This window comes from Streptomyces piniterrae, assembly GCF_005048155.1.
Lineage (GTDB): Bacteria > Actinomycetota > Actinomycetes > Streptomycetales > Streptomycetaceae > Streptomyces > Streptomyces piniterrae.
In genome coordinates this window covers 30,857-57,281 of sequence record NZ_SUMB01000009.1, presented here as the reverse complement: position 1 = coordinate 57,281, position 26,425 = coordinate 30,857, and the positions used below count along the sequence as shown (strand labels likewise).

Annotated in this window: 17 protein-coding genes and 6 pseudogenes; 8 read left to right on the top strand and 15 right to left on the bottom strand. The window is 65.3% G+C overall.

Annotated elements, in window-relative coordinates; genetic code table 11:
* Nucleotides 1-28: 28 nt before the first annotated feature.
* Nucleotides 29-1,137, bottom strand: a pseudogene (locus FCH28_RS24525) (IS256 family transposase); the annotation flags it as partial.
* Nucleotides 1,138-1,263: 126 nt separating this feature from the next.
* Nucleotides 1,264-1,485, bottom strand: a complete 222-nt coding sequence (locus tag FCH28_RS24520) for a hypothetical protein (protein ID WP_136742292.1) — start codon at nucleotides 1,483-1,485, stop codon at nucleotides 1,264-1,266.
* Nucleotides 1,486-2,412: 927 nt separating this feature from the next.
* Between FCH28_RS24520 and FCH28_RS40125 the strand changes: the two are divergent.
* Nucleotides 2,413-2,554, top strand: a pseudogene (locus tag FCH28_RS40125) (IS5/IS1182 family transposase); the annotation flags it as partial.
* Between the two features lie 14 nt (nucleotides 2,555-2,568).
* Here the strand turns inward: FCH28_RS40125 and FCH28_RS24510 are convergent.
* From FCH28_RS24510 to FCH28_RS24460, 11 genes and pseudogenes are all read right to left on the bottom strand, one after another.
* On the bottom strand, nucleotides 2,569-3,309 hold the full coding sequence (locus tag FCH28_RS24510) for an ABC transporter ATP-binding protein (protein WP_136742291.1): 741 nt from the start codon (nucleotides 3,307-3,309) through the stop codon (nucleotides 2,569-2,571).
* Nucleotides 3,306-3,887 carry a hypothetical protein gene (locus FCH28_RS24505; RefSeq protein ID WP_136742289.1) on the bottom strand — a complete coding sequence of 194 codons (582 nt, stop codon included), beginning with the start codon at nucleotides 3,885-3,887 and terminating at the stop codon, nucleotides 3,306-3,308. The genes FCH28_RS24510 and FCH28_RS24505 overlap by 4 nt, the downstream gene beginning before the upstream one ends.
* A gap of 4 nt (nucleotides 3,888-3,891) precedes the next feature.
* Entirely contained in the window at nucleotides 3,892-5,175 is a 1,284-nt protein-coding gene (locus FCH28_RS24500; RefSeq protein ID WP_136742288.1) for a DUF7224 domain-containing protein, read from the bottom strand.
* Between the two features lie 221 nt (nucleotides 5,176-5,396).
* Nucleotides 5,397-5,831 carry a hypothetical protein gene (locus FCH28_RS24495; RefSeq protein ID WP_136742287.1) on the bottom strand — a complete coding sequence of 145 codons (435 nt, stop codon included), beginning with the start codon at nucleotides 5,829-5,831 and terminating at the stop codon, nucleotides 5,397-5,399.
* A 586-nt stretch (nucleotides 5,832-6,417) separates the two neighbouring features.
* Nucleotides 6,418-6,954 (bottom strand): annotated as a pseudogene (locus FCH28_RS24490) (IS701 family transposase); the annotation flags it as partial.
* A 116-nt stretch (nucleotides 6,955-7,070) separates the two neighbouring features.
* Nucleotides 7,071-7,259, bottom strand: a pseudogene (locus FCH28_RS39405) (peptidoglycan-binding protein); the annotation flags it as partial.
* Nucleotides 7,260-7,314: 55 nt separating this feature from the next.
* Nucleotides 7,315-7,674 (bottom strand): hypothetical protein, encoded by a 360-nt coding sequence (locus tag FCH28_RS24480; protein WP_136742286.1) that lies wholly within the window; start codon nucleotides 7,672-7,674, stop codon nucleotides 7,315-7,317.
* A 996-nt stretch (nucleotides 7,675-8,670) separates the two neighbouring features.
* Nucleotides 8,671-9,159, bottom strand: coding sequence for a VOC family protein (locus FCH28_RS24475; protein ID WP_136742285.1), 489 nt, complete (start codon nucleotides 9,157-9,159; stop codon nucleotides 8,671-8,673).
* A 151-nt stretch (nucleotides 9,160-9,310) separates the two neighbouring features.
* Nucleotides 9,311-10,501: a hypothetical protein gene (locus FCH28_RS24470; RefSeq protein WP_169314245.1), complete on the bottom strand. Its 1,191-nt coding sequence runs from the start codon at nucleotides 10,499-10,501 to the stop codon at nucleotides 9,311-9,313.
* A complete protein-coding gene (locus FCH28_RS39920; RefSeq protein WP_136742282.1) occupies nucleotides 10,465-10,659 on the bottom strand; it encodes a hypothetical protein in 195 nt (64 codons plus the stop codon). The genes FCH28_RS24470 and FCH28_RS39920 overlap by 37 nt, the downstream gene beginning before the upstream one ends.
* A gap of 279 nt (nucleotides 10,660-10,938) precedes the next feature.
* Complete coding sequence (locus tag FCH28_RS24460; protein WP_136742281.1) at nucleotides 10,939-12,762, bottom strand: AMP-dependent synthetase/ligase; 1,824 nt, start codon at nucleotides 12,760-12,762, stop codon at nucleotides 10,939-10,941.
* A gap of 230 nt (nucleotides 12,763-12,992) precedes the next feature.
* Here FCH28_RS24460 and FCH28_RS24455 point away from each other — a divergent pair, with 230 nt between their 5' ends.
* Nucleotides 12,993-13,325: a hypothetical protein gene (locus tag FCH28_RS24455; RefSeq protein WP_136742279.1), complete on the top strand. Its 333-nt coding sequence runs from the start codon at nucleotides 12,993-12,995 to the stop codon at nucleotides 13,323-13,325.
* 687 nt (nucleotides 13,326-14,012) lie between these two features.
* On the opposite strand, the gene FCH28_RS24450 is transcribed toward FCH28_RS24455, so the two are convergent.
* Nucleotides 14,013-15,401: an alpha/beta fold hydrolase gene (locus FCH28_RS24450; RefSeq protein ID WP_136742278.1), complete on the bottom strand. Its 1,389-nt coding sequence runs from the start codon at nucleotides 15,399-15,401 to the stop codon at nucleotides 14,013-14,015.
* A 489-nt stretch (nucleotides 15,402-15,890) separates the two neighbouring features.
* On the opposite strand from FCH28_RS24450, the gene FCH28_RS24445 reads away from it, so the two are divergent.
* The 3 genes and pseudogenes from FCH28_RS24445 (at nucleotide 15,891) to FCH28_RS24435 (ending at nucleotide 18,001) form a co-directional block, all read left to right on the top strand.
* Nucleotides 15,891-16,415, top strand: a complete 525-nt coding sequence (locus tag FCH28_RS24445; RefSeq protein WP_136742277.1) for a hypothetical protein — start codon at nucleotides 15,891-15,893, stop codon at nucleotides 16,413-16,415.
* Nucleotides 16,416-16,469: 54 nt separating this feature from the next.
* A pseudogene (locus FCH28_RS39915) lies at nucleotides 16,470-17,369 on the top strand (IS982 family transposase); the annotation flags it as partial.
* A gap of 32 nt (nucleotides 17,370-17,401) precedes the next feature.
* Entirely contained in the window at nucleotides 17,402-18,001 is a 600-nt protein-coding gene (locus tag FCH28_RS24435) for a YdcF family protein (protein WP_136742276.1), read from the top strand.
* Between the two features lie 21 nt (nucleotides 18,002-18,022).
* On the opposite strand, the pseudogene FCH28_RS39390 reads toward FCH28_RS24435, so the two are convergent.
* Nucleotides 18,023-18,405: pseudogene (locus FCH28_RS39390) on the bottom strand (transposase); the annotation flags it as partial.
* A 281-nt stretch (nucleotides 18,406-18,686) separates the two neighbouring features.
* On the opposite strand from FCH28_RS39390, the gene FCH28_RS39385 reads away from it, so the two are divergent.
* From FCH28_RS39385 to FCH28_RS24415, 3 genes are all read left to right on the top strand, one after another.
* Entirely contained in the window at nucleotides 18,687-19,133 is a 447-nt protein-coding gene (locus tag FCH28_RS39385; protein WP_246103191.1) for a 2'-5' RNA ligase family protein, read from the top strand.
* A gap of 388 nt (nucleotides 19,134-19,521) precedes the next feature.
* A complete protein-coding gene (locus FCH28_RS24420) occupies nucleotides 19,522-24,312 on the top strand; it encodes a DUF6531 domain-containing protein (RefSeq protein WP_425471996.1) in 4,791 nt (1,596 codons plus the stop codon).
* Nucleotides 24,313-24,381: 69 nt separating this feature from the next.
* Nucleotides 24,382-25,407: a hypothetical protein gene (locus FCH28_RS24415; RefSeq protein ID WP_136742273.1), complete on the top strand. Its 1,026-nt coding sequence runs from the start codon at nucleotides 24,382-24,384 to the stop codon at nucleotides 25,405-25,407.
* Nucleotides 25,408-26,425 lie beyond the last annotated feature (1,018 nt).

The following is a 26,425-nucleotide window of genomic DNA, read 5'->3' as shown; positions in this document are numbered from 1 at the left end:
GGTCAAGATCTCTGGATCGTGGGGCAGTTCAGGCTGCGTGGGTTTCGGGGCGTTCGAGGAGTTGGCCGAGTTCGAAGCGGGCTCCGGCCCGGACGAGGGCGACGAGGTGCGATGCGTTCACGGCCCGCCAGCGGGCCTGACGGACTCGATGAGCTTGAAGACCATGGCCAGGGCGGCGGCCGCGCTGCCGGCGCCCTTGGTGACCTTCGTACGCAGGCGGACGGTGGCGAAGGTCGACTCGATCGGATTCGTGGTCCGCAGATGGATCCAGTGTTCGGCGGGGGAGTCGTAGAACGCCAGCAGTTCGTCCACGTCGTCGGTGATCTTCTTGACGGCTTTGGGGAACTTGGCACCGTAGGTCTGGGCGAACACCGCGATCGCCTTCACGGAGTGCTCACGGTCCTCGGCGTTGTAGATCTCCTGCAGGGCCTTCTTCGCACCGGGCTGGGCGGACTTCGGCAGGGCTTTCGCGACATTGGCGATCTTGTGAACCCAGCATCTTTGATGGCGCGTCTCGGGGAAGACCTCGGCCAGGGCCTTCCAGAATCCAAGCGCCCCATCGCCGACCGCGAGAAGGGGAGCGGGCATCCCTCGCCGCGCACAGTCGCGCAGGAGATCCGCCCAGGAGTCGGCAGATTCGCGGTAGCCGTCGCTCATCGCGATCAGCTCCTTGGTGCCGTCCGCGCGCAGGCCCATCAGCACGAGCACACATGACTTCGCCTCCCGCAGGCGTATGCGCAGGTGGATGCCGTCCGCCCATACGTAGACGTAGTCGCTGGCAGACAGATCGCGCTCGCCGAACGCCTGGTGGTCGGCTCGCCATTGCTGGGTGAGCCGAGTCACCGTCGCGGGTGAGAGGCCAGCCGCCGAGCCGAGGAACTGCTCCAACGCGGGCACGAAGTCGCCGGATGACAGGCCATGGAGATAGAGCAGGGGCAGCACCTCGCTGATCTCCGGGGACTTGCGGCACCAGGGCGGCAGGATGGCCGAGGAGAAGCGCTTGCGCTCGCCGGTGGCTTCGTCAACGCGCTTATCGTTCACCCTCGGGGCTTTCACCTCCACCGATACGGCCGCGGTGGTGACTTTCCTTGGCTGGTGATAGCCGTTGCAGACCACCAGGCGGCGCCCGTGCCCGTCTCGCCCCTCTTCAGCTGGGCGTTCTCCCGCCGCAACCGCGCGAGTTCCTCGCTCTCGTCGGCAGCCCCGGTCCCGGCGGCCCTGCGGGACACCCAGCTGGCCAGAGCGGTCTCGTTGATTCCAAGGTCAGCCGGTGTGGTTGCGGGTGCGTTCCCGGTGGCCTTTGATGTCGGGCTTGCCCAGGTGGACGCGCTCCCGCTGGGACTCGCCGAGCCACAGCTGGGGCACGTACTGGCGAACAGCATCCACAACCGCTCGCTGGTTCACGGAGGTGAGGGGGAGCTGGTAGCGCAGGCGGGGGAGCGTGGGGTGCAGCGGCTCCTCGTCATGTACCAGGGGCCACAGCACTGGTGCGTCGCTGCCGCCACGTGCCCGACCGCAGGCGACCGCCAGAATCTTCAACCCCGCGCTACCACGAGCCACCAACTACCACTTCAGCGAGACGTGGAGACCGACACCGGACTACAGCTACCTGAACTCCTGCAACGCGGAGGGTGACGACGACGAGCCACTCCTCCATCTCACAGCCGACACGGGCGTTGCCAAGCCCTGGCGGAGGTGGGCGGGGCACGACCTGCCTCCGGCCGCCGACGGGAAGCGTACGTACTTCAACGCTGGTGTTAGGGGCTTCTTGACCGCGGACCTGGCCGCTCTTTACGTCCCCTACTACTCCAGTGAAGAGCGAGCAAGGAGCCCCACAACCTCACCGTGTTCGCCTTGGCCCTGAAACCCCTGGAGGGCTCAGACATTGAAGTCCGGCAGAAGCTCATCGACCTGGCCACAGAGTTCGCTCGCGCCGCCCACAAGGAGGCCAAGTGCGACCTTCCTTCAAAGCTGCCGGGCTAAGCGAACTGCCCGGGGCGAATGAAGACTCAGAGCTGCCCGCAAAGCTGCATGAGCAGGTGGTTTGCTTCGACACGATGCGCGAACCGCCTGCGGGATGCCAAAGACGAGTTGACCGCGATCGTCAACCTCCAGGCTCGGACCGCGTTTCCTGCTCAGGAACTCAGTCGCGTCCTGTACGAGCCGTTCACCGTCGTGGAGTCCTTCGACCGGCGAGCCAGGCTGTTGACGGCGTCCTCGCCCACGCCAAGGACATGGCGGCGGGAGCAAGCTGAACAGCCTGTCTGCGCACGGATGGCGCTTCTGCACGACGTCACCACGGGGCTCGGGTCAACGCGCTCCACGGTGAGAAGCAGCAGCCGGGGCCGCCGGCGGCGTCCGTGAAGCCGCTCACCTCGGCCGCGTCCAGGCCGATGTTGACATTGGTTGCGGCGAGGCAGCTGGGGCGGCCAGCCACCCCGCCTTCGGCCGCGAGGCGAACAAGCAGCCCAACACAGTTGAACGGTGGACCAACCGCCTGAAGCAGTGGCGTGGGATCGCCACCCGCTATGAGAAGACCGCCACGATCTACCTGGTCGCCCCCGGGCGTTAGATGCTGGCACGGCTCCCCAACAGGGAGGTATATGCCTCTTCGGCCAGGCGGGCGGGGGCGCTGCCCTGTGGGGCGTGGGCGAGAAAGGAGGGTGTGGTGCCCGAGTGCAGCAGGGAGCCACCGTGCAACACCGCCACGTGGTCTGCTTCTTCGGCGAGGTCGGTGACGTCGTGGGTGGACAACAAGACCTGTACTCGGTCGGTGAGTCCGTTGAGGAGGTTATGGAAGACCCGTCGCTGATGTGGGTCCATTCCGGCCGTGGGTTCGTCGAGGAGGAGAACACGGGCGTCATGGACCAGCGCACTCGCGACGCCAACACGGCGCAGCTGTCCACCAGAAAGTTGATCGGTTTTGGCATCGGACTTGTCCGTGAGCTCGACGCTGGCGACCGCTTCGGCAGATCGGTCCCAGGCGTCGCTCCGGCTCATTCCCTTGAGCCATCCCACGTAAGCGACGTATTCGCGCACTGTGAGACTGGGCATGGCGCTGATGTTTTGCGGCATCCAGGCAACGGTGGTGCGGTACGCCTTGGAGCGGGAGGACAAACGGCCGAAGGTGATGTCGCCGGATCGGGGTTGCACGACAGCTGCAGCAAGCTTGAGGAGGGTCGACTTCCCTGCTCCGTTGGGGCCGAGCAAGATGGTGAGGCCCTCGGGGAGTTGGTAGTTGAAATCCTCCAGAACGGGAGCTTTCCGGCGGCCGTAGGCGTAGGTGCAGGCGGTGAGTTCCACGGTCATGAGAGCTTCCTTGAAGTACGCAGCAGGGTCATGATCCCGGCCAGGAACAACACTGCGGCGCCGATGGCGGCATGCGGTGCGCCCGCAGGCTCGGGGACGATAGTCCAGGGATAGGGGTCGCCCGAGGCACGGAATCCGAGAAGTACCACGGCCATGAGCCATGCCACCGGGATGAGGACAGCACGCTGTCCCACAACAGCTTTGGCGCAGAGGAAGAGCCCAACGAGAAATGCTGTGTTGCGGCCGGCCGCTGCCGCTTGAGTGGCATCAGTGACGTTCATGAGCAGAAGTCCGATCGCGACTGCTGCTGCTACGACGGTAGTGGCCAATACCGCGTCCATGCGCGGGATCTGCCTCGTTCCGGAAGCCTCGGCCGCGGGAAGCCGGGACGACAGAGACATCGCCAGCCCCACGACGACCGGTATGGGGGCGAAGGAAGAAAGCACCACGTTGCTTGCCCCCACGATGGAGGGCAACGGCACGAACGTGTTCCGCGACACCAGTACGTAGAGGAGATAGCCGGCCAGCGCAGCAGGCAGGACTGAGTGAGCACGGCGTGTCTTGATCCACCAGATCACGGAGTCACGCGCCCTTGCGGCAAGCCTGGATGCGGCTCTGCTCGAACCACCGGGCCTGCTCGGGTGCCGGCTTGGCAAGAGCGGCGTCGAGCAGGTTTTTCGAAGCGGTCCGGATACGGGCGGCCTGTGAGGCGGGATCCCGTTCCTGACCATTCTGGTGGCGCCAGGCGGTTTCCTCGCCGGTGGTCTTTGCTGCCCAAGCAGAGACAGCTCCCGCGATCACGGGATCGGGGCGGGAACACGGCCAGCTTATGGCAGCCCCGGTGAGGAGGTACCGCACTCTCCCGCTGGCTGCCGCGGAGGACAGACGCAGTTGCCACACTTCGGGTGTGGAACGCACGGTGAACCGGCCGTTGTTAATGCTGTCGGTGATCTTTGTAGGAGACCTGTCCACACCCGCCGCCTTGAAATCCGAAAGTACGGACACTGCTGCGCGATGGACAGCGTTCAGTCGCGTCGACTTCTCTTCCGGCATACACACCACGGGGGCTGATCCCGTACAGCGCATGGCGCCGCGCCCGATCGCCAGCGGCGGATCGTGGTCCCAGTCGCTGACGATGTTCGTGGCGCCCACCATCGAGGCGATCGCGGTGACGGCCGCCAGCGGCACACGGACGAGTCCGTGTCGAAGGGGGAGCCACAGTGCTGCGACTGCAACTCCAATTCCGCCGGTGAACAGCAGGTGCGGCAAGAGCGAGGCCAGAGTGGCCTCTTCACCGAACATAAGGCGGCTTGAGAACTGACCGGAGATGTGCCGGGGCCAATACGGAAGGATGCTCCGAGAGAAGGCCACGAGAATCCAGACGGCAACCGCGAGGATCGGTGCGGCGATGGACCGCGGCACCACCTTGCCGACACCGAAGCCGATGACAGCATGCGCGCAGCAAAGGATCACAGCCAGAGCGAGCGGCCCAAGGCTGCCAATGGTGGGGACGGCCCCTGACTCGACGAGCGCGAGGACGGCAGGGAGAACCACCATCAACGAGGAAATGCACGCCACGGGCAAAAGCACGTCGGCTGCAACGCGGTAGCGCGAGCGGGCCGGGGCGAGAGCCCATACTCCGCCGCTCTCGAGCCTGCCGCTTTCCCAAGCTCCCAGACAGGAGGCCACAGCATACGCAAAGGCGTACATAGGGGTGAGCGCATAAGAAACTGCGGTCGGGGCGTAGTGTAGGTCATCATCGATGAGCCTGGATACGGTGACGAAATAATAGAAGAGCGTAAGCGGAATCGCAAAGAGCGCACCCCAAGCCGCGCTGCTACTACGAAACCGCAGAAAGAATCTCAATGGATATCTCCGAGAGAGGAAGGTATCCGTGCTTGCATGCGCAGCTGCGTTTGCACGAACTCGAAGTGGGATTGCGATGGATGTGGTTATGGTGACGACCGTCCCGCCGCCGGACTTTGTCAGGGCCGGCGGCGGGGTTTGTATTCCATGGATGCGCGCGTTCCGGTTATGCTCTCGCTTGAAATCGCGCGCTCATGCCGGATGCGTGCAAGCAAAAAATCTTACTGGTCAGCTGCGGTGGTGTCCACGGTTACGTGTTCCACGTCGGCGTACGCAGCCCCAGATTTGTTGCTGACGCCTGTGATGGTGAAGTAGAAGTCGCCATTCGGGAGATTGTGCCACTCACCCATGGATGGGGTTGACCAGTTCTCGAAGCACGCAGAGAAACGCTTTTCGTCATACGCATCGTCGGGCTGGAAAGAAATGTCTTCGTAGTACTGAACGTCAGCATTGAGATAGAAGGCGCCCGATCCTGAAACGGAGCAGTTATCCCACCAGAGCTGGGAGTAGGATCCGTCGGCCCAGCGTCGGGACTCGAATCCCGCCCCTCCGTCGTTTATGGAGCTAGTCCAGTTTGCCCAAGCCGCCGGCGCGGTAGCGAGCAGAAGTGCCCCGCTGATCCCGACAATTGCTGCAGCTCTCTTCTTTTTTGACACTTAGATTTCCCCCCACGGGAATCCTAATCCAAGGCGCTCTGATGCGGCCTTGAGTGCTCGGTGAGGTTAAAGGTGGGTGAAGTTCTTGTCAAAAGCTGCTCATAGGTTGGTTGCTCAGTTGAACATCGCCAAAAGCCGGCATCACAGGGCAATCGGGTGACATGAATTGTCTAATGCTCGCAGACAGCTCTACAAGCTGGCTTAACGGGATATGTCTCTCGATCTCGTTGCCGGACCCAGAGCTGTCCGAAGGAACTGCGCAGATGGCGTTGGCGTGACCGCCTCCTCCTGTGCGGCGGTGACATCGTGGGGGCGCCTCGAGCAGCGGGTTGGACATCGTCTTCCACCCTGCGGCGTCCTTGCGGCTTACAGGCCAACGAACTTGGGGAGCGATAGGAGCGCCCCGATCTGTGTGTCGGCCTGAGTCTTGAGTGGTCGTCAGGCCATGAAATTCGGACAGTCGACTACCCCTCGGGGGCATCGGAGGCGGGCTGGTCAGGCGGCCAGCAAGAGTGGTGGTGCCGAAGTGATGAGTTGGTGTCCACTCGCTGTAGCCCCCTAATACTCCAGCTGTAGATCGTGATCTTCATGTCTGAAGTGCGGCTTGTCGGCGGTAATGACTGGCTCGCGATCGTGCCTGGTGGCGGCGTCACCAGTCGGACCAGTGGGACCAGTCGAGCCGGTGGGCCTGACCATGGATGGGCCGAACGGCGATACTGATGACCAGGCGCTGGACCTCGTTGCAGGTCAGCGGGATCAGGTTGTCCGGCGTGGGGCGGTGTGTGTGTTCGTCGGCGCGGATGACGGCGAGGAAGGCGTGGGCGAGCATCGCGAGGGTGACCCAGCGGGTCCAGGAGGGGTAGCGGCGGACCTGGTGCTCGTCGAGGCCGGCCAGGCCCTTCTCCGGCGTGGTGGAATGGCAGCGGTAGTAGGCGAGTTCACCGGTGGTGCGGTTGCGGCGGATCAGCAGCTGGTGGTGGCCCGGTGCCTCCTCGGAGAGGTCGATGACGGCCCAGTCGTAGAACCGCTGTCCCTTCGCGCCGCGTCCGGCCAAGAGCTTCTGCCGGGCCCTCTTCGGTACCTTCTTCACCAGGGCGTCGGCGCGGAACGTGCCTGTGACGGTGGGCTGCACAGCGGACCCGTCGGGCCCGAATAGCCGTTCTCGCAGATGCTGACCGCGCTGACCGCGCTGACCGCGCTGACCGCGCTGACCGCGCTGACCGCGCTGACCGCGCTGACCGCGCTGACCGCGCTGACCGCGCTGGGCGTGCCCGACGTGACAGTGTGGTGGATCATCACCCCGTTCACCGGGCCCCACGGGCCCTTGTGATTACGGTTGTGGCCACGCCATCCCGGCCGTTCCACGACCTTCACGCCCTCGGCGCGAAGGACCGTGACCAGGCGATCGGGGCTCATGGGTGTCGCCAACGCTGGCGCTCTCAATCTCCCCGCGCCTCAAATCCATTGATATGTGGCTCCGTTGCTACAGAGCCGACCCCCGCGAGGCGAGCCACAGCTGGACCGTTGTTACCAGCAGCGGTGAAACGAACGAGCTGATCACCAGTCGGCGCGTTGCAGCCGCCTGGTCCTGATCCTCGCGACGCTGCTGGGCCGTCCGCTCCACCAGTTGTTCATGCTCCCCACCCAGGCCGGCCAGCCCTGCCTCGACCAGGCCGATCCGCTGCTCGACTGCCCGCTGGTCTGCCCGGTAGACATCCTCGGTGACCACGTGATCGAGACGGGCAGCGAGCTGAGTGAGATCGCCGCGCAAATCCTCGCGCAGCTGCGACACGGCGCGGTGCAACTCCCACAGCGTGGGCTCGGTGTTCGGCGACACGGCCACCGCAATCACTCCTGGCTGCCTCGCGCCATCGATAACTCTACGGGCACGAGCGACGGCTCTATTGGGCTTATGCCCTGGAGATCGGTATCGACGCTGCTTGAGGTACCGCACCTTGGTGATGCAAATGTGAGGTTGTCGAGAGTGAGCATGCTCGTGGCCCTGTTTGCTGGAGCTGTGGGGCCCACTCGTGGGTGAACAGGACGCCTGGCATGGCGCTGGCAGTACGTGCTGCTCGCCTTGGTTGAACCATTAGGCATCTGAGAAGCGGAATCGCCTGTCACGAACGTTCCCATGGGCCGGTATTTTCCAGATGCGCGCGATGGGGTCATACAACTGCTATGGCCACCTTGGTGATGGGGGACTTCTTTTGGCGAATGGTGGGCACCTGTCGATCTGTTCATCGAACGTTTATCGAGTCGGCATTAAATTGCGGTGACCGACTGGCCGCGTAGAGCGGTTCGGGAGAATCGATCAAGGGGGAACCATTCGTAATATCGTGAAGGTCTCGTTAGCAAGTCTGGCGGCGTTCACCGCTTTCGCTGCATCCACCGCGCCTGCTTCAGCGCAGGAGGGAACTGCTTCTTCTCAAGCGGTCGTGGCTCGGGATGCGAAGGGTAAGGGGGTGGTCGGCTGCTGGTTCACTGCAGAGGCTCCCGGGTACCTCACCAAGGGGACGATCGGCGCTGCGGGGAGAATCACAAAATGCACCACTCCGGCGCCTGACAAGTGCCGACTTCAGACGAGCATCCTGATGAATGCCATCAGCACAGTCGCCCACAAGGACAGCGGCTGGGGATGGTGCAGGAAGACGCACAAGCTCACGTACAAGTGCCCAGGCATCATCCAAAAGCACACCTACTACACCCAGTCCGTGCTCCAAGTTGAGTATCAAGGTCGGTACAGCTCAGAAATAGTTGAGAGTCCGAAGGTGAGCCTCTTCTGCGGGTAGCCGTAAGTGCGAGGGGTCGGCTCATCGCTTGAGGGGAGCCGACCCTGTCACTCGGGCGGCTGGGTGATCCTGGCGAGCGCTACGCCAACCCCCTCGGCGCTGGCCCCCGGCCCCAGGTCATCCAAGTCATCAGACTCATCCTCGAAACGTCTTTCCGCCTCAGCGACCTCCCGGTCGCTGGACTCGATGCAGAATTCGTTCCCTTCAGGGTCGACCATCACCGCCACGCCCAGACCGCATGTTTCCATCGTCCAACGTTTTTCGATGAGCACTGCCCCGAGCTCCGTAAGCCGCTCCACCTCGCTGGCGAGTGACCCTTGCTGGGGATTCAGCCACAGGCGAGTCCGGCTCCTGGGGCGTTCGGCACCTCGCTCCTCTACCAGATAGAGCGACATGGAGTGACCGTCCCCTTGGGGGGAAATGTATACGCCGTCTGCACCCGGTCCGATCGGGGCTTGCAATACGGCGCTCCAGAATTTCCCCAGTTCAAGGGGGGCAGTGCACTCCAATTCGACCACACGCATCGATACACCCATGCCCTCACGGTACTCGACATACAACGATCCCAGCAGGCCCCGAGCGAACCAAGTGGTATCTGGAGCCCGGTCCGTACGACCGCCAGTCGTGGGATGGAGCCCAGAGCGCTGGGCGGGCAGAGGGCGGTCCGCAGTTGTGTGGTGGGGGAATTCAGTCCGCTCTACAGCTCACGCCGTCGAAGCCCACCCCCCGCCTTACTTCCGGGTCCTTCAGGTCGACATACCCCGAGAGTTCGATGGTGCGGTGGCTCGTAACGCGAACCTGAGGGGGCACTTGCCCTTCGGTGACGTTGGCCGAGAGCTGGATGGGGCACCAGTCCGTACCGCGGTGGGACACCCACGTGCCGACGGTGATGTTCTCGGGAGCGAGGGTGGTGGTGGCATCACCGCCGGAAGAAGCGGTGCGCACGGTGACCTTGGTGCCTTGGACGTCGAGCTGAGGGGAGAGCAGGGTCAGCTGGGCTATGTCGGGTCGTTCCCAGCGGTCGAGCTGGACAGCGGGCGCGGTCAGTTCGAGGGCGGGATATGCCTTCCCGTCCGTCCTGATGTTGGCGCGCAGGCTCCCGGGTGCTTGCTCCATATCGGAGGCGGAGTGCAGGAGCAGTGAGGGGATTTGCTCCATGGGAGCCGGTGGATTCGGCGTAACGATGACGCGGCTGCCGCTTGTTCCCGTACGTAGGGTGCTGCCGGTGACGATTGCGCCGTCGATGGTGCCGCCAGTGATGTGCTTGCCGGAGATCGCATCGGCGGCGAGGCTGTCCGCCGTCACGGAACCTGCTTGGAGGTCAGTGGTACCGGCCCGTCGCGGGGTGCCGGCTACCGCGTCACTGGCGGAGCCAGCGACGCCGGGCAAGCTCCGTGCGCGTAGCTTCACCCACCAGTCGGTGTACCGCAGGGCCACAGTGCAGGACCCGCCCTGCGGGGTCTCGATGGTGTCGCGCAGCGTCCCCTGCGTCGGCTCTTTCACGAGGTCGTCGAACTGACCGCCGAGGACCGGGGTCTCCCACCAGCGTGAGTGCCATGGCTCGGAGGGCGTGCCGACCATCGCCTTCGACGTAGTTGAGTCGACGCGCAGGCCAAGGTCGCCGTCCGGGATCGATTGGGCGTAGGCGACGATGTCGCGTGCGGTCTTGCAGGGGTCAGTGCGTACGTAGGGGCCGCGGCCTCCGAGCTCACCGTCGAGGTCGTGCCGCTGCTGCAGGTAGGACGTCCACCCCGCTGCCTCCACTTTCAGCTCGTCGCCCTCTGGCTCAGCCTGCCAGATCAGCCCGCCCCACCGCAGCTGCCCCTTGCGTTCGGCGTAGATCAGTGTCGTCCCGGGATCCACCAACTCGGGGTGCAACCAAGCCAGTCGAGGCGACAGCGCCCCCAGGCAGCGGCCAGCGGTGCGTGCAGCTCGGCGGTGCGGGGCTCGTACTCCTCGTGCGAGGCGGGGACGAAGACGGTGTCGGCCTTGGCCAGGGGCTCGGGTCCGTGGGCGACGTTGGTGGTGAAGTCCACGTCCGTACGGACCGCCCCCGTCGTGGGCGGCGAGCGGGTGACGACCTCGTCCAGCAGGTCGCCTGCGGCGGAGCGGGCCTGGCCGAACGGCCGGTGGACGATGCCCAGCTCGATCGGCAGCAGCCCCTGGCGGACGAGGACGGCGACGCGGTGGCGACCGGATCCGCGAAGACAGCCTTGGCGCGACTCTCACATGTGCCGGGCATCGGGGCTCACATGTGCCGGCATCGGGCCAAGGGGTCCGTCCAGCGCCGACGTCACCGGCCCCGGCAGAGGAGCTCAGCGGCGGTACATGGCCTCGATCACGGCGGCGTGCGCCTCCTCGACCGCCCGCCGCTTGAGCTTGCGCGAGGGGGTGAGGAGCCCCTCCTCCTCGGTGAACGGGGCGGCGACGACACGGAAGGCGCGGATCGACTCCGCCCTGGAGACCTGGGTGTTGGCCGCGCTCACCGCCCGGCGCACCTCGGCCTGCAGCTCGGGGTCCCGCACCAGCTCCGCAGGTGTGAGGGCCGGCCGGCTGTGGAGGGTGAGCCAGTGCTCCACGGCCTCCAGGTCCAGGGTCACCAGGGCGGTCACGTACGGGCGGTCGTTGCCGACGACGACGCAGTGCTCGACCAGTGGGTGGTCCCGCACCCGGTCCTCCAGGACCGAGGGCAAGAGGTTCTTGCCGCTGGCGGTGACGATGAGCTCCTTCTTGCGCCCGGTGATGGTGAGATAACCGTCCTCGTCCATCGAGCCAAGATCCCCCGTGGCCAACCAGCCGTCCCGCAGCGCGGCCGCCGTGGCCTCTGGGTCGTCCAGGTAGCCGGAGAAGACCGTGCCGCCGCGCAGCATGATCTCGCCTTCGTCGGTGATGCGCACCGTGGTGCCGGGGACGGGCAGGCCGACCGTGCCGAAGCGGACCTTCCCGGGCGGGTTGGCGGTGGCGGCCGCGGTGGACTCGGTGAGGCCGTAGCCCTCGTACACCGTCACTCCGGCCCCGTCGAAGAACAGCCCGAGCCGGCGGCCCATCGTCGAGCCGCCGCTCACCGCGTTCTGCACGCGTCCGCCCATCGCCGCACGGAGCTTGCTGTAGACGAGGGCGTCGAAGAGCTTGTGCTGCAGGCGCAGGGCGGGTGTGGGGCCGGGACCGGTGCCGAACGCATACCGCTCGCGGGCCTCCGCGTAACGCACCGCCACGTCGGCGGCCTTGTCGAAGATCTCGAGGTTCCCGGCTTTCTCGGCCTTGCGCCGGGCAGCGCCGAAGACCCGCTCGAAGACGTACGGCACGGCGAGGATGAAGGTGGGGCGGAAGGCGGCGAAGTCGGGCAGCAGGACGTCGGCGTTCATCTCAGGCTGGTGCCCGAGCCGGGCGCCGACCCGGATCGCCCCGACCTCCACCATGCGGCCGAAGACGTGTGCGAGGGGCAGGAAGAGGAGGGTGGAGGGCTGGTCTCCGTTCGCGGGCTCGAAGATCGGGCGCCAGCGGGCGATGAGGTTGTCGCACTCGGCCATGAAGTTCGCATGCGTGAGCACGCAGCCCCGGGGGCGGCCGGTGGTGCCGGAGGTGTAGATCACCGTGGCGACGGCCTCGGGGGTGACCGCGAGGCGGTGCCGGTGCACGACGGTGTCCTCGATGTGCGCGCCGTCCGTGGTCAGTTGCTCCACGGCGCCGGCGTCCAGCTGCCACACCCGGGTCAGCCACGGGGTACGGCCGATCACGGATCCGAGGGTCATCGCGTGGTCGTCCTGTTCGACCACACACCCCATCGCGCGGGTGTCGTGCAGGATCCAGGCCAGCTGTTCGGCGGACGCGGTCGGATAGACCGGGACGGGCTGGGCGCCGATGGTCCACAGCGCGAAGTCGAACAGCGTCCACTCATAGCGGGTGCGGGACATGATGGCCACCCGGTCGCCGAACCGGATGCCCTGGGCGAGCAGGCCCTTGGCCAGTGCCAGCACCTGGTCGCGGAACGCCGCCGCGGTCACGTCCTGCCAGCGGCCGTCCGTCTTGCGCCCGAGCTGCACCCGGTCCGGCGTCTTCACCGCGTTGTTGAAGACGGCGTCGGCCAGGCCACCGACCTGCGGAGCCGTCGCAAGGGCCGGCACGGAGAGTTCGCGCACGCACGCACCTCGTGGGGAGGGAGAGGGAGATCGAGCGCGCGTAAAGTACCTGCTTCCCGGTGCGGGGGTCTGACACCGGCCAGGTGCGTCGAAAAACAGACAATTATTCAGGTCTTGTTTCTGACCTGCCGAAACGGGGGAGCGGCGCTGGGCGGCGCCCTAGTCGCATCGCCGCCACCCCCGCCACTACCTTCACGCGATCTCCCCGTCTCCTCCCCGAGGGAGTGCGGGTGCACGGTGTGGGGGCCGTCGTCCCGGAGGGCACCTCCTGTGCCGATCCGGGCCAGGCTCTGGCGTCGATCCCGAAGCAGACGGAGCAGGAGTTCACCGAATCCTGCAGCAAGCCCGTGCAGTCCGCGGACGAGCGGACGGCGTGGTCGGCCTCCGGTGTGCCTCAGCCTCTGCTGCGCTTCCGGTTCCTGCGCGCTTCGCGGAGCCGCGGCCGGCGGCGGGGCCACACGCAGCGCCGCCTCCAGCTCGTCTTCGCCTCGCGGGTGGGCGCGGCGCGCAGCGCCCTGGCGGGGGTCTCCAGCGCCTCCGCGAGGGCGCGCTGCGAGATGTGAGGGGTACAACACGCTTCAAAGCGTTCCAAGCGGCATGGTCTCCATGCATGATCAACGCCCTGTTGGCGCAGAGGATCTGCGCTCGCCTCCAAGGTCACCTGGCTGGCCCGGACACCCCGTGGGCAATCTGGCTTGATCGTCCGTTGAAAGGTGCCACTGCGGGCGTGCGGCCGGCCGGGTTCAGACGTGAACATGCTCCGGCACAGCTGCAGCAGGTCTGAGTGGACCGTGCCGGACGCCATCCGGCGCACCAGGTGGGGTTCCCCGACCGTGGATGCCGAACCGTTGAGTGCCCATGGGGAGCAGCGGTCGTGCGGTGTTCGGACCGGACCCTTTGCTCGGTTCCTGGACTTGGTGCCGTGCACTCGCGCTGCCGCGGTGCGTCGGAGGTGGCGCGCAGGGTGGCGGGGCTCCCTCTTGCCGCCCGGACGTGCTGGATCGAGGGGATCAAGGAAACGGCCCTCGGTACTGGTGAGCTCGCGTAATCGACTGTCGCGTATTCCCCGCCGCCGATGCCGGAGGCACCTGGCGCCTGGCACCACCATGCCCACGGCGACCACACACGGTGACCCCAGCGCCTCACTCACCAGGGAGTGGGGGGCAGTCGATTACACGAGGTCGCCAGTTCACACCCCCTGTTCTCTCGTGCGAAGCTTCACCGCTGTCATCTCAGGGCCCTGGGTCGCTCTACGGGCTGGCGCTGGCCACACCGCTTTCGTCGACGGTGAACTGTCCGTTCGCGGCGCCGTTGAAGGTCCCGCTCTTGATCCACTCGATCAGCGCCGCCTTGACCGTGGCGTGGGGGCCGGCCCAAGGTTCGCCGGGGCGCCCGCCGTAGGGCGTTCCGGACTCCGGTGTGCAGCGCGAGCCGGAGCAACCGTCCATCTGCAGCAGGTGGCCCGCGCACCGGACTTGCACGAGCACCTTGTTCGTCATCGATGCCGGGAGCGCGTTGAAGATGGAGTTGGAGTTGGCCGGTGGCGCGGTGGTGTCTTCGAGACCGTGGAGGACCAGGGTGGGCGGGGTCAGCTGCCCCGCGACGGCGGTGTTCCAGCCGTAGCTGGAGAACGTCGGCGAGCGGTTGAGGCCGGTCGGGTTGCCGGGATCGTCACCTCCCCAGTTCCGCCCCTCGGTGTCCTGCTCCATGATCTGCTCCCAGAGCTGATCCTGGCTGCCGGGGATGACGCGCCCGGTGCACTCGGCCTCGGCATCCGGTGCCGGCGCCGCTGTCGCCGAGCGGCTGGAAAGCGTCAGCGGGAACGTGACGAAGCCCGCCGAGGGCTCTGTCTCCTCAGTCGGCCCACCGAAGATCGACGCCATGAACACGGCACGGTTGACCTTCGCGATGACGTCGGCGCTTCCGGGGAGGAGCGGGTTGGGGTTGGCTGCGTACAGCGTCCGCCCGACGCGCGGCCCGCCGAGCGAATAGCCGAGCAGGGTGACCTTGCCGTCCGTAGGCTGCGCGCGCGTGATGGCGTCGTCGATGACCTGGCGGATATCGCGTACCCAGACGTCGGTGCCCGCAAAGCGGTGATTGCTTGAGTGTGCGCGCCTCTCCCCGCCCAGCGGATTGGTCAGGAGCAGGGTCCCTTGCTGATCGAGGGTGAAGATCGGGTTGTGGGTACGGTCGCACCCCTCAGGGTGCGGACAGGTGCCGTCCGGGTTGTAGGGCCTGAGGCTCGCGTTGCCGGGATCGTTCAGGCCCTCGTCGAAGCGCGTCGAGCGGCCGTAGCCGAGCAGGCTCGGAGCGAAGGTGTCGATTCCCGCCCGCGCGAGCCCTTCCTGCACGCTGAGCGAGCCGCCTTCCGGGGCGGGGTGGCGCAGGTCGAAGGTTGGCGAGGCGGTGACAGTGCGGCCGTGGATCAGCACTGCGGCCCTGTTGGGCACTCCTGGGCATTTGCCGTTCGCGTACACCGGCTGGACGCGATGCACCTGGATCCTCGCCGGGCGCCCGTCGAACTGGGGGTCCGGCATGAGCCCGGGCGGCACCCTGAACCTCAGCCAGTGATCGCGGGCGGCGACGCCGGTCGGCACCTCGTCGCATTGCTGGGCCGACGGCTTGGTGGCAGCGGCCATCGATGTTGTGCTGGAGCCGAAGGCACTCATGATCAGGCAGACGCACAGCAGAATCCACGTCGTCCGGGCCCTGGACCTTCGGCGTCCCCTGGCCCACGCCCGTCGCCCGCGCCCCATCGAGGCCGCCGGTATGCCCATTCTCCGGAGGATCGCTCTGTGTCGCCGAGTCATGCGCGGTGCTGCCATGCCCAAACCTCCTGCCGCTGGACGCGGGTGAAGCCGATACTCATCAGTGTGCCGAGCAGGCATGTAGAGAGCGCCCCGCGCACGGGTGCACAGGTGGCACATCGGCGCGCGGCGGCGGCGCTTTCACCCTCGCCCCGGGCGGTGGCCAGCTGCCCATGTCCTGTGCGGTCGTAGGACTTGGGGGTGCTGACAGAACGTCGTTTGTAGCGCGGCTGGTGTCTTCGTTGTCCGATACCGAGGTGCCCTAAATAATCAATTCCAAGGGATGGGAGTTGCGAGCCGACCGCTACGATCAGGCTTGGGATGTGGGAGCTCTGGGGGCGGTTTGTGGGCGACATGGCGGAGCTTGGGCGCCGGACGATGCTCGCGCTTGGCGCGGTGACGGTGCTTGCAGCGTGTACGTCGCCAGCGAAAAAAGCGGCCAGTGGCAAGGTCCGCACAGACGCGGAGCCGCTGGAACGTCGGTTCGCTGCGCTCGGCTCGCTGTCCGGCGCGCACTGGCTCGGCACCGTACTGGGTACCGATTCGAGAATGTCCGTTCCGGGTCCCACCGATATTCGAGTGGTGGGAACCGCCCAGCTGAGAGCAGGTGCCGTCGCCGCCATCACGGAGGCACCGCAATGGAGCTTTCGGCCTGGGATGCCAGGCCAACTTCCGGGAGCACTCACCGAGTTCATGCCCAAGGGCGCCAGGTGGGTCCGGAGTGACGCCTTCGACCGTGAAGTGACGGGTGGGAGGTATTCCGGCACGTTCTATCTCGATCCGGGCACGGACGCGGTCTACTTCGACACGACCAATCCGAGTGTCGCCGCCAGCACCGGGCCGTGATCGAGTCCTGCGGTTTCCCTGCGGGGACGAGGCGACGGTGTCCAAAGTCAGTGTGTGACGACCGAGTTGGGCACTCTCGCTACCGCACCGTACGTGAGAACCGGCGACCTGCTGAAAGCTTCTCCGTAGTTCGCTCCATGGCGACCGAAGATCGGCATCGCGCCGCGGCTCAGTGACGCTGGCGGTGATGCAGGCCCTGCTCGGGTTCACCTCCGAGGCGAGGTGGCTGCGGCACGCCCATGCCCACCTGCGGCACCTGTTCCCGTACCTGCACCAGCAGAGCGGCTGGAACAAGCGACTGCGGCGATCGGTCGACCTGGTCCGCAGAGTGATGCGCGAGCTAACCACTGACACCGCTCTGTGGCTCGACGATGTGTGAGTGGTGGACTCCACCCCAGTCGAGTGCGGCCGGTCCCGGGAGACCGCGAAACGCTCCGACCTGGCCGGATGGGCGAGTACGGGTACTGCGCCAACCACTCACGTTACTTCTGGGGACTGCGCCTGCACCTGGTCTGCAACCTGCACGGCCTGCCCGTCGCCTTCGCACTGACCGGCGCCAAGGCCCCTGAGCGCGAGGTCCTGCTGGACACCTTCACCGTTGAACCGACCCTGCTCGCCGCGCGGTCGGGGCCAGACCATCCTTGCGGACAAGAACTACTACGGCCGCGAGTTCGAGCAACAGCTCGCCTACCTGGGATCGCATTTGCTGCGGCCGGCCCGCAAGGGCGAACCCGAGCGAGCCGGATCACCACTGTTCAATCCATTGCGGCAACTGATCGAATCGGTCAACCAGACCCTGAAGGCCCAGCTGGACCTCGAACGCCACGGCGGGCGCACCCCTGGCGGGAGTCACCGTCCGAGTCCTCCAATGACTCCTCGCCCTGACCACAGCCGTCTGGCACAACACCCGGACCGACCAACCAGTCCGTTCGATCACTGACCGCCATCGATCACTGTCCTTGGAGTCATTCATCTAGAGTCGCCGCATGCGACGAAGGACAGGACTGGCGATAGCCGGGGCTGCAGCCCTGGCCTGGGGTGAGTGGTTGAACTGGCGCTGGTCTCGAGCTCTCGTGGGGAACAGCGGGGGTGCTGCCGAGGCGGTGGTCGTACTGGGTTACCGAAACCCGCAAGCGACGGCGAACTTCATCAACCGCTGGCGAGTCCGTGCTGGAATTCGCTCCATCGCCGCTGACACACCGCGTGGCACTCGCGTGATTTTCAGCGGCGGTGCGACCAGCAGTGGTGCCGCGGAGGCCCAGTTGATGGCCGACTACGCGAAGTCGGTGCTCGAGTTCGACGGCACAGTGCTCCTCGAAGACCAAAGTGGGACGACATGGGAGAACATCACGAACGTGATCCCACTGCTTGAGGACGTCGACCGCATCAAGATCGCCTCCCAACCAGCTCACGCGCTCAAGGCCCGCGCGTACTTGCGGCGGCAGCGCCCTGATCTTGCCGAGAGGCTCGTGCGCGCGGATGACTACCGCTCTGGTGAGTGGATGGTCGTCAAACCGCTGCTGGCTCTGTACGGCCTTTGGACACTGCGCGGTCTCAAGGCCGACGAACGGAAGCCCCCGCTGTAGACAGCCGTTGTCGCGTCGGCGTCACAAACGATGGTTCTTGAGCCGACGCCAGCAGATGATGCTGCATCCGAGAGTAAGAAAGGCTTGGTGGATGTCGTCGCGGATCTCCCAGCGGATCCGCAGGCGGGGGTACCAGTGCAGATGGGCGAACTCGCGCTCCATGACCCAGTGTTGGATGCCCAGGCCGGAGCCGTGCTCGGTACCGCTGCGGGCGATCAGCGGTTTCACACCGAGCCCAGACTGGACGCCGGTACTTGTCGTGGTCGTAGCCGCGGTCGGCCAGCAGCGGGGCCGGGCGGCGTCGGGAGCCGGCCGCGCTTGCCCCGCACCGGCGGCACAGCTTGCAGCAGCGGGATCAGCTGGGCGACGTCGTTGCGGTTGCCACCGGTGAGGGCGGCCGCTAGCACCATCACGCGCGGCCTCGAGTAGATGCCAGAGGGCGGGCGGGCGTTGGGCGGTGGCCAGTGCATTCCGGGCGTACGCCGAGGCAGGGGGCGGCTTCAGATTTGCCTAACTGATTCCGCCCTTTGCGCTTGCGGCAAAGCTCGCACTTGCAGGCTGACCAGCCGCGCGGCATGGACCGGCTGGAAGCCAGGAACCCGCTTCCTCACCTTCCACTTCACTTTCCAAGACGCTCGCCGAAGTCCACCGGCTGGCCGCCGACTACCGTCCGGCGTTGGCTGCTGTGGAGGGCCTGGACCTGGTTCCCGATGCCTGGCTTCACCTGACCACCCAAGGACTCGTCCTCGCAGACGACGTCCGCGAGGACGATGTCCGGGCGATCCTCGACGTTGCAGCCGAACGTGTCGCCCGTACCCCCGCCTTCGACCTCACGCTGGACCGGCCTGAAGTCACACCGGAAGCCATCCGGTGGGAGGCCACGCCAAGTGAGTCGCCGGCCGAAGTGCGGCCCGCGCTGCGCGAAGCGATCGGGAGCGTCTGGGACGTCGTTCCAGAAGCCAGCAACAGCTTCGCACCGCACATCTCCATCGCCTACAGCAACGCCACCGGACCCGACACCCCCATCCACGCTGCCCTCAACGCCGCGCACAGCCGGCCCACCACTGCTCACATCGAGATCGAGAGAGTCGAACTGATCGTCCTCAATCGCGACCAGCGCATGTACCAGTAAACGACCTACGCCGAACTCCCCCTTGGGAAGTAGGAGGGCGAGCTCCGTCTGAGGCGCGCGGACGGAGCTCCACGGACAACGGCCGAACAGGATGCGCCATGTGCCAACACGAGTAGCTCCCAACCGGCCAGCAACATGGCCAGCTCATGTTGGCGCCCGTTGCCGACTGTCCTGGCGGCGAGGTCGTCGTCACTCGTAGCGCCACACGTGTGCGTAGCGCATGCGCTGCATCGCTTCGCCGCAGGCCAGGCCGGGTAGGCAGCGAACTGCGCAGGATCGGCTCTTCGTCACCAGGTGACCATTTCCCGGCTTGAGGAACCGTCCGCCGGGTGAGAATGTCGGATCATCTGACTAGTGGTTAACGGGGGGTGGGTTTCGCGTGGGTGTTGTGCTGCCGGGGTGGGCGGATGAGCTGCTGGACCTGATCGGTGTGTCGTGGCCGAATGTGGATGAGGACGACTACCGCGAGATGGCCAATGCCATGCGGGAGTTCGCCGACGACATCGACGAGGGCGCGAACGAAGCGCACACCGCGATTCAGAGCTTGGTGGGTTCGGCGGGCGGCTCCCTGGCCGTTGAGGCGCTCAACGCCCACTGGGGAAAGATCAACGGACAGCACCTGAAAGGCCTCGCCGACTGCGGGCGCATGGCGGCGACCGCGATGGACGGTGTCGCCTTCCTCATCGAGGGCGCGAAGATCGGGGCGCTGGTCCAGCTCGGCATCCTCGCCGCCGAGGTGATCGCCGCTCAGGCCGCCGCCCCGTTCACTCTCGGTCTGTCCGAGCTGGGCGCGCTGGGTGCGACGCAGGCCACCCGCATGATCCTCAAGCGGCTGTTCAAGGAGGTCTGCCAGCAGGTCGCCGAACAGGTCATCAGCATCGCCCTGACCCCGGTTGAAGAGGCACTCGGTGCGATGGTGGGTGACCTCGTCGTCCAGCTGGGCGCCAATGCTCTCGGCGTCAAGGACGGCGTAGACCTGGGCCAGACAGCCAAGGCCGGCAAGGATGGTTTCAACCAGGGCGTGCAGGATGCTAAGGACGCTGCAAAGTCAGCCGCCGACAACCCGATGGAACTCCTCAGCGCTGGCGGTCGTCGAGGCGGGGGAGGTCTCAGCGGATCCGGTGGCAGTGGCGGAGGCGGCGGGGCCGGTGGCGGTGGTGGGTTCAGTTTCGACAAGGACGAGCACGATCGCGTTGTGACGAGCCTGGAGGGCGCGGGCGGCACGTTCCGTAACAAGGCCGGCGGCAAGATAGGCCGGGCCAAGAGCCACCATGGCCGTACGCGCGGCAAGGACGCCATCGCGGATGCCGCCAACACGATGCTCGACAAGGTCATCGACGGCATCGAGGACGCGGTCAAGAAGACCGCCAAGCACCTCGACGACAACATGACCCGCGGCATCAAGCAGATGGCCAAGAACCATCACGAGAACGACAAAGGGCTCGCCGACCACTTCAAGGGCCTCGGCAAGGGCGACAAGAAAGATCCCAAAGCCCCCAACAGCAGCCCCGGCACGTCGTTGAACTCAAGCGGCAAAAGCAGGAGCAAGTCCCGCGACCAGCTCAGCCAAAACCACCCCAACAACAACACGCGCACCGATAAGGCTATCAACGGCTGCGGGGATCCCGTGGACGTCGCGACCGGTCGGGTCTTTCTCAGCAGCACCGACGTCACACTGTTCGGGAAACTTCCGTTGGAGCTCACCCGGAAGTTTGAATCGTCCTACCGCGTGGGTCGCCATCTGGGGCCCTCCTGGGCGTCCACCCTCGACCAGCGACTTGAAGTGGACGACCAAGGCGTCATCTTCATCACCGAAGACGGCATGCTCCTGTCCTACGGCACTCCCGAACCAGGGCAATCAGCCCTACCCAATCACGGCCCCCGCTGGACTTTGACGCGTACGCCGCAGGATGACTGGGCCATACATGACCCCGATACCGGCCTGACCCGCTACTTCTCGGACTCATTCCACACCGCGGGGTTGGCGCAACTCGAGGAGATCTCGGACCGGAACGGCAACCACATCACCTTCGACTACGACGACAAGACCGGCGCTCCGCTCAGCATTCGGCACTCAAGTGGATACCAACTGCGGCTTTCCAGCGACGAACGTGGCCAGGTGTCTGCAGTTCATCTGGTCGGAGCGGCTGAGGACAGCTCGGACCTCCTGCTCGTCTCGTACGAACACGACGCACAAGGCAACCTCACGTCGGTGACCCGCTCCTGCGGCGTTCCGACACGCTTTGAGTACGACGACGTCCATCGCATGACGGCATGGACAGACACAAATGGCAGTCGGTATGAGTACACCTACGACCATGCCAGCCGCTGTACCGCCCAGGGAGGCACGGAGGGGCACCTTCGCTATCTCTACAGCTACGGCGCCCGCGATCCCGAGACGGGCCACCGCAGCACTGCAGCTACCAACTCATTGGGTCGCACCACCCGCTACCTGGTTAACGAGCGTCTTCAGGTCGTTGCCGAAACCGACCCGACAGGTGCCACACGCCGCACTGCCTACAACGCTCTCGACCGGGTCACCTCCACCACCGACCCCTTGGGACGCACCACCGCCTACGAATACGACGAGCATGGGCGCCTCCTGACAACCACACAGCCAGATGGCACCTCCGCTCGCACGGAATACGACGAACTCGGACTTCCTTGTGTCATCACCGACGCAGCCGGTGGCGTCTGGCTCCAGGAACACGATGAACGAGGCAACCGCATCGCCTTCACCGATGCATCTGGGGCCACCACCCGCTACGCACGCGACAGTCATGGCGGCCTGGTCTCCATCACGGATCCGATGGGTGCCACCATTCACGCCTCCTGCAACGCAGCGGGCCTCCCGCTCACCGTCATCGATGCTGCTGGGAACGTAACCATACGCAGCTATGACAGCTTCGGCCGCGTCGTGGAGATGACTGAGCCCACAGGCGAGACGACGCGGTATTCATGGACCCTGGAGGGCCTCCCTGCCGCTTGTGCTCACCCGGATGGAACAGAGGAAACCTGGTCCTACGACGGAGAAGGCAACTGCCTTAGCCACACCGATACAGGCGGCCACGTCACGCGCTTCGAATACAGCCATTTCGACCAGCTCGTGGCACGGACCGACCCAGACGGATCCCACTACGAGTTCACCCATGACGCAGAGCTCCGTCTACAGAAGGTGGTGAACCCCCAAGGACTGACCTGGACCTACCAGCACGACGCCGCTGGACGGTTGGTTGCCGAGACCGACTTCGATCAACGTACGCAAACCTACGAGTATGCCGCGGACGGGGAGCTGATCGCCCGCACCACAGCACTGGGCGAAACGATCCGCTACACCCAAGACGAATTCGGCCGCACCACTGCAAAGCACGTGGGCCAAAAGACCACCAGTTACCAATACGACGCCCTTGGACGCTTGACGTCCGTATTTAATGCCGACGCTGTCCTGGAGCTCGAACGGGACGCGTTGGGACGCGTCACCGGTGAGACCGTCAACGGACGGAAGCTGACCGCCGTCTACGACGCCAATGGCCGCAGGACCACCCGGACGACCCCGAGCGGTGCCGTTAGTTTCTGGTCCTACGACAACGTCGGCAGCCCCATCTCCCTCACAGCATCTGGTAACAGCATCACCTTCGAGCACGACGCGGCGGGCCGCGAGATTGAGCGTCGGCTGGGACAGACGGCTATGTCAACCGCTTGGGACGGCGCCGGCCGCCTCGAAGAGCAATCACTGACCACAGCTCACCGCCACCAACACCGCCGCTACAGCTACCACGCAGACGGCCACCTCGCCTCGGTTCGCGATCAGTCGACGGGAGAGCGCCAATACGACCTGGATGCCGCCGGCCGCGTCATCTCCGTTCGCGCGAACAACTGGACCGAGACGTACGCCTACGACGCAGCGGGCAACCAGACCCATGCCACGTGGCCCACGAGGCACCCGGGTGCAGCCACGCAAGGCGACCGCAACTACGACGGCACGCGCCTCACACAGGCCGGCCGTTTTCGCTACGAGTACGACGCCCAAGGCAGGGTTGTCCTGCGCCAGAAGACCCGGCTTTCCCGGAAACCGGACACCTGGCTGTACGAGTGGGATGCAGAGGACCGACTGACTCAAGTCACCACTCCAGACGGAACAATCTGGCGCTACCAATACGACCCTCTCGGACGCCGCATAGCCAAGGAAAGGATGACTCCCGACGGCGAAAACGCCGTCGAGCGAGTCACCTTCACATGGGATGGCTACACCCTCGTCGAGCAGACCACCACTGCGCTGGGCCAACCGCACGCAGTGACACTCACCTGGGATTACCAAGGCACTCGTCCACTGGCACAGACCGAGCGCAAATCCCTTGCCCAAGCACCGCAAGATGAAATCGATCAGCGCTTCTATGCGATAGTCACTGACCTCGTCGGCACTCCTACAGAACTTGTAGACAACGCCGGCGAAATCGCATGGCGCACACGGCCCACCCTGTGGGGTGCGACAACCTGGAATGCGGAAGCCACCGCCTACACCCCCCTACGATTCCCCGGCCAGTATTTCGACGCCGAAACCGGCTTCCACTATAACTACTTCCGACATTACGACCCAGAAACAGCGCGCTACGCAAGCCCTGACCCTCTTGGTCTTGACCCAGCACCCAACCCCGCCACTTACGTAAACAACCCGCATACTTCTTCCGACCCATTGGGGCTGGCGCCTTGCCTACAGGCTTTGGAGGACATGGCGACAAAGATCAACAATGTCATCGCCAATCCCAGATCTCGCAAAGCGCAAACTGTTGCTGCTGTCCATATTGAGACACCTAATGGACCTGTCATTGTCGTGGCGGGGACGAGTAAATCTAAACTCACACCCGCCCAGCGGAAGTTGGCAGAAGAGCTGGGCGCTTTCCCGCTGCCCAATGAGCATTATCTCCCCCCAACCGGAAAGGGTGTAAGAGGCGGCCACTCAGAACAAAATATCCTGCACTTCGCAAATCGCATGGGAAGCGACTGGAACCCCACGCACGGAGCAGCCAGCAGAAGTGTGTGTACAGATATATGCTATCCGGTAGTCCGGGCGGGCGGCGGACTGATGACCGGGCCAGTCCACGAGGAAGACAAGGGTCATGAGGGAAGGTCGACGCACCAGCGGCACTTCTACTGGCCCGGGCGGCATAACCCAGGCTAGTCGGCCGCCGGCTTCCGTCCACCTCACCAGGGTCACCCCGATCCCATCTCCCGAAAGGCAAGCGCATCCGTGGCACATACGACCGTCACTGCAGAACTGACCGCCCAAGCCACCTGCCCAGGTATCGAAGAAGCGATCGGCTGTGAAGATGGCTGGCAGGTTCGCGATGGAGCCCACTGGTTGGTGACCCGCGAAGGCACACGCATCGTGACCCGCCGTATTGACGGGAGTCGAGAACGCGTCTTTGCTGAAGAGCGAGAATGGAACTCTCCTTCCCCTGACGTGCGTGGCTACGCCTCTCCTGCACGAGGTGGTCTCATTTTCAGCGGTACAGATGCCCTCACCGCTGTCGGTGCTGACGGCGAAGTTCTGTGGACCCATCAGCACGCCGCCTGGCAGGATGATGATTTCGCCCAAGGAGCGTGCGCGCTGACCCCATCAGGGCGACACGTCATCGCTACAATGTGTGGCCCCCGGGTAGACGGAGGATACGCTGGGGATGTGTGTGTAGCTTTTGATGCTCACACCGGTCAGTTGGTCACGCAGGTCATACTCCCGTCGTCATCCGCTGGCTACATGCTCCAGCAACTTGTCAACGGATCCGAGCCATTGATGCTCTCGGCTGCACAAGGTGAGGAAGACTACCTATCCCTGCTGGTGACTTGCGGGGCCGGGGGGCTAACTGTGACGCCGTGTGGCACTTTCGACGATCCGTTCACGGGGAGCTCAAACACCAACGGTAGTTTGCTCAAGCTGTCCCTCGGAGGAGAATCGCTCACTCGCTGGGAAGCCGACGCCACAGGGAACTATCGGGAGGTGGCCGAGGCTCATCCCGATACACTGCCACTTCCAGGACAGCAATTCGTTTTGCGCCCCGGCTATATTGATGACAAGACAGTGATCGCGCCAGTCGCGGAGAAAGACGACTGGGCGCCAGAGCAATCCACGCACTTCCTGCTCGACGGCCAGTCCCTGCGTGTGCACGGAGAAGTGAGTTACCCCTTCCCTGTCTCCCCGGATCCCGTTGCTCTGGGAGACGGAACTTGGCTGACAGCTACGGGGGATGAGATTTTTCGGTGGCGTGTGGCGGCATGAACGGTAACTGCACAGCGTATTGGTCGGTATTGGTTGACGGTGTGTTCAGTAAGCGTCCCGGGTCGAATGGAGGCTCGATGTCGCAGCTGCCCCCGACGGTGGCGAGGCCGACCCTGCACCGTAGTCGCCGACCAGCCCCCGTATCCCGCGAGCAATTCCGAGGCCGGGATGTCGGCCACCTCGCCGCCGCCCGTCCCTGACTCCCGAGCCGCCTCGGCACAGTTCCGGGCGGCACGCCTACGTCGCGACCGACTGGCAGCCACGACGGGGCCGGGCGCACCCCGCCTGATCTGCGGGGGTGCGTCGGCTTTGTGACGCGGGGCTACTGGGTCTAATCCGCCGAAGAGGAATCAGCCAGCCGGAACATGCGCGGCCTGTCACTCACCTGCTCGGCGATCCCGGAAGCAATCAGCCCTCTCAAAGACCTTTTGACCAGCGGGTTCCGCTCTTCGCAAGAATCACGGTTCGGTGGTCGCGTCCCAGCCGCGATCACCGTGGAGGTCCCCCCGTAATGGTTCCGGCCTTGTTCACCGCCGCACTCCTAATCCCGCTGTTCGTCCAAGCGAGCCCCTTAGCGCTGAGCGAAGCGAGCACGTATCTACGCCCTGGACGCGGGCGACACCGCCGTGTCGCTCGCGGGCGCCACGCAGCCCGAGGGGGCCGACGATGACCTCGACGCCTCTGTCGACAGCACACCAAACAACCCGAGTTCTGTGGCTGTCTCCGAGCTGGTTGCCGATGCTCTTGAGCAGGCGCCTGGTTCGTATGAGATGCGGTTGCGCTTTGCCGTAGCCGAGCTGATCTGTGAGGTGGTGGACCGGGATCCTCGGATCCCGATTGTCCCCGCCGTTCCTGCAACGGCCCCGTTTGAACCTGCTCCGGAGAGGCGGGGAGGTGGCATGGACGCGTTGCTGGAGGCCTTGGGAGAGCGGGGGAGGGGGCTCCATATGTTCATCACCTCACCAGCGGGGCTTGGGGCTTCACGGCGCGGTGACGTGAAGGGGTGAAGGTGGCCTGG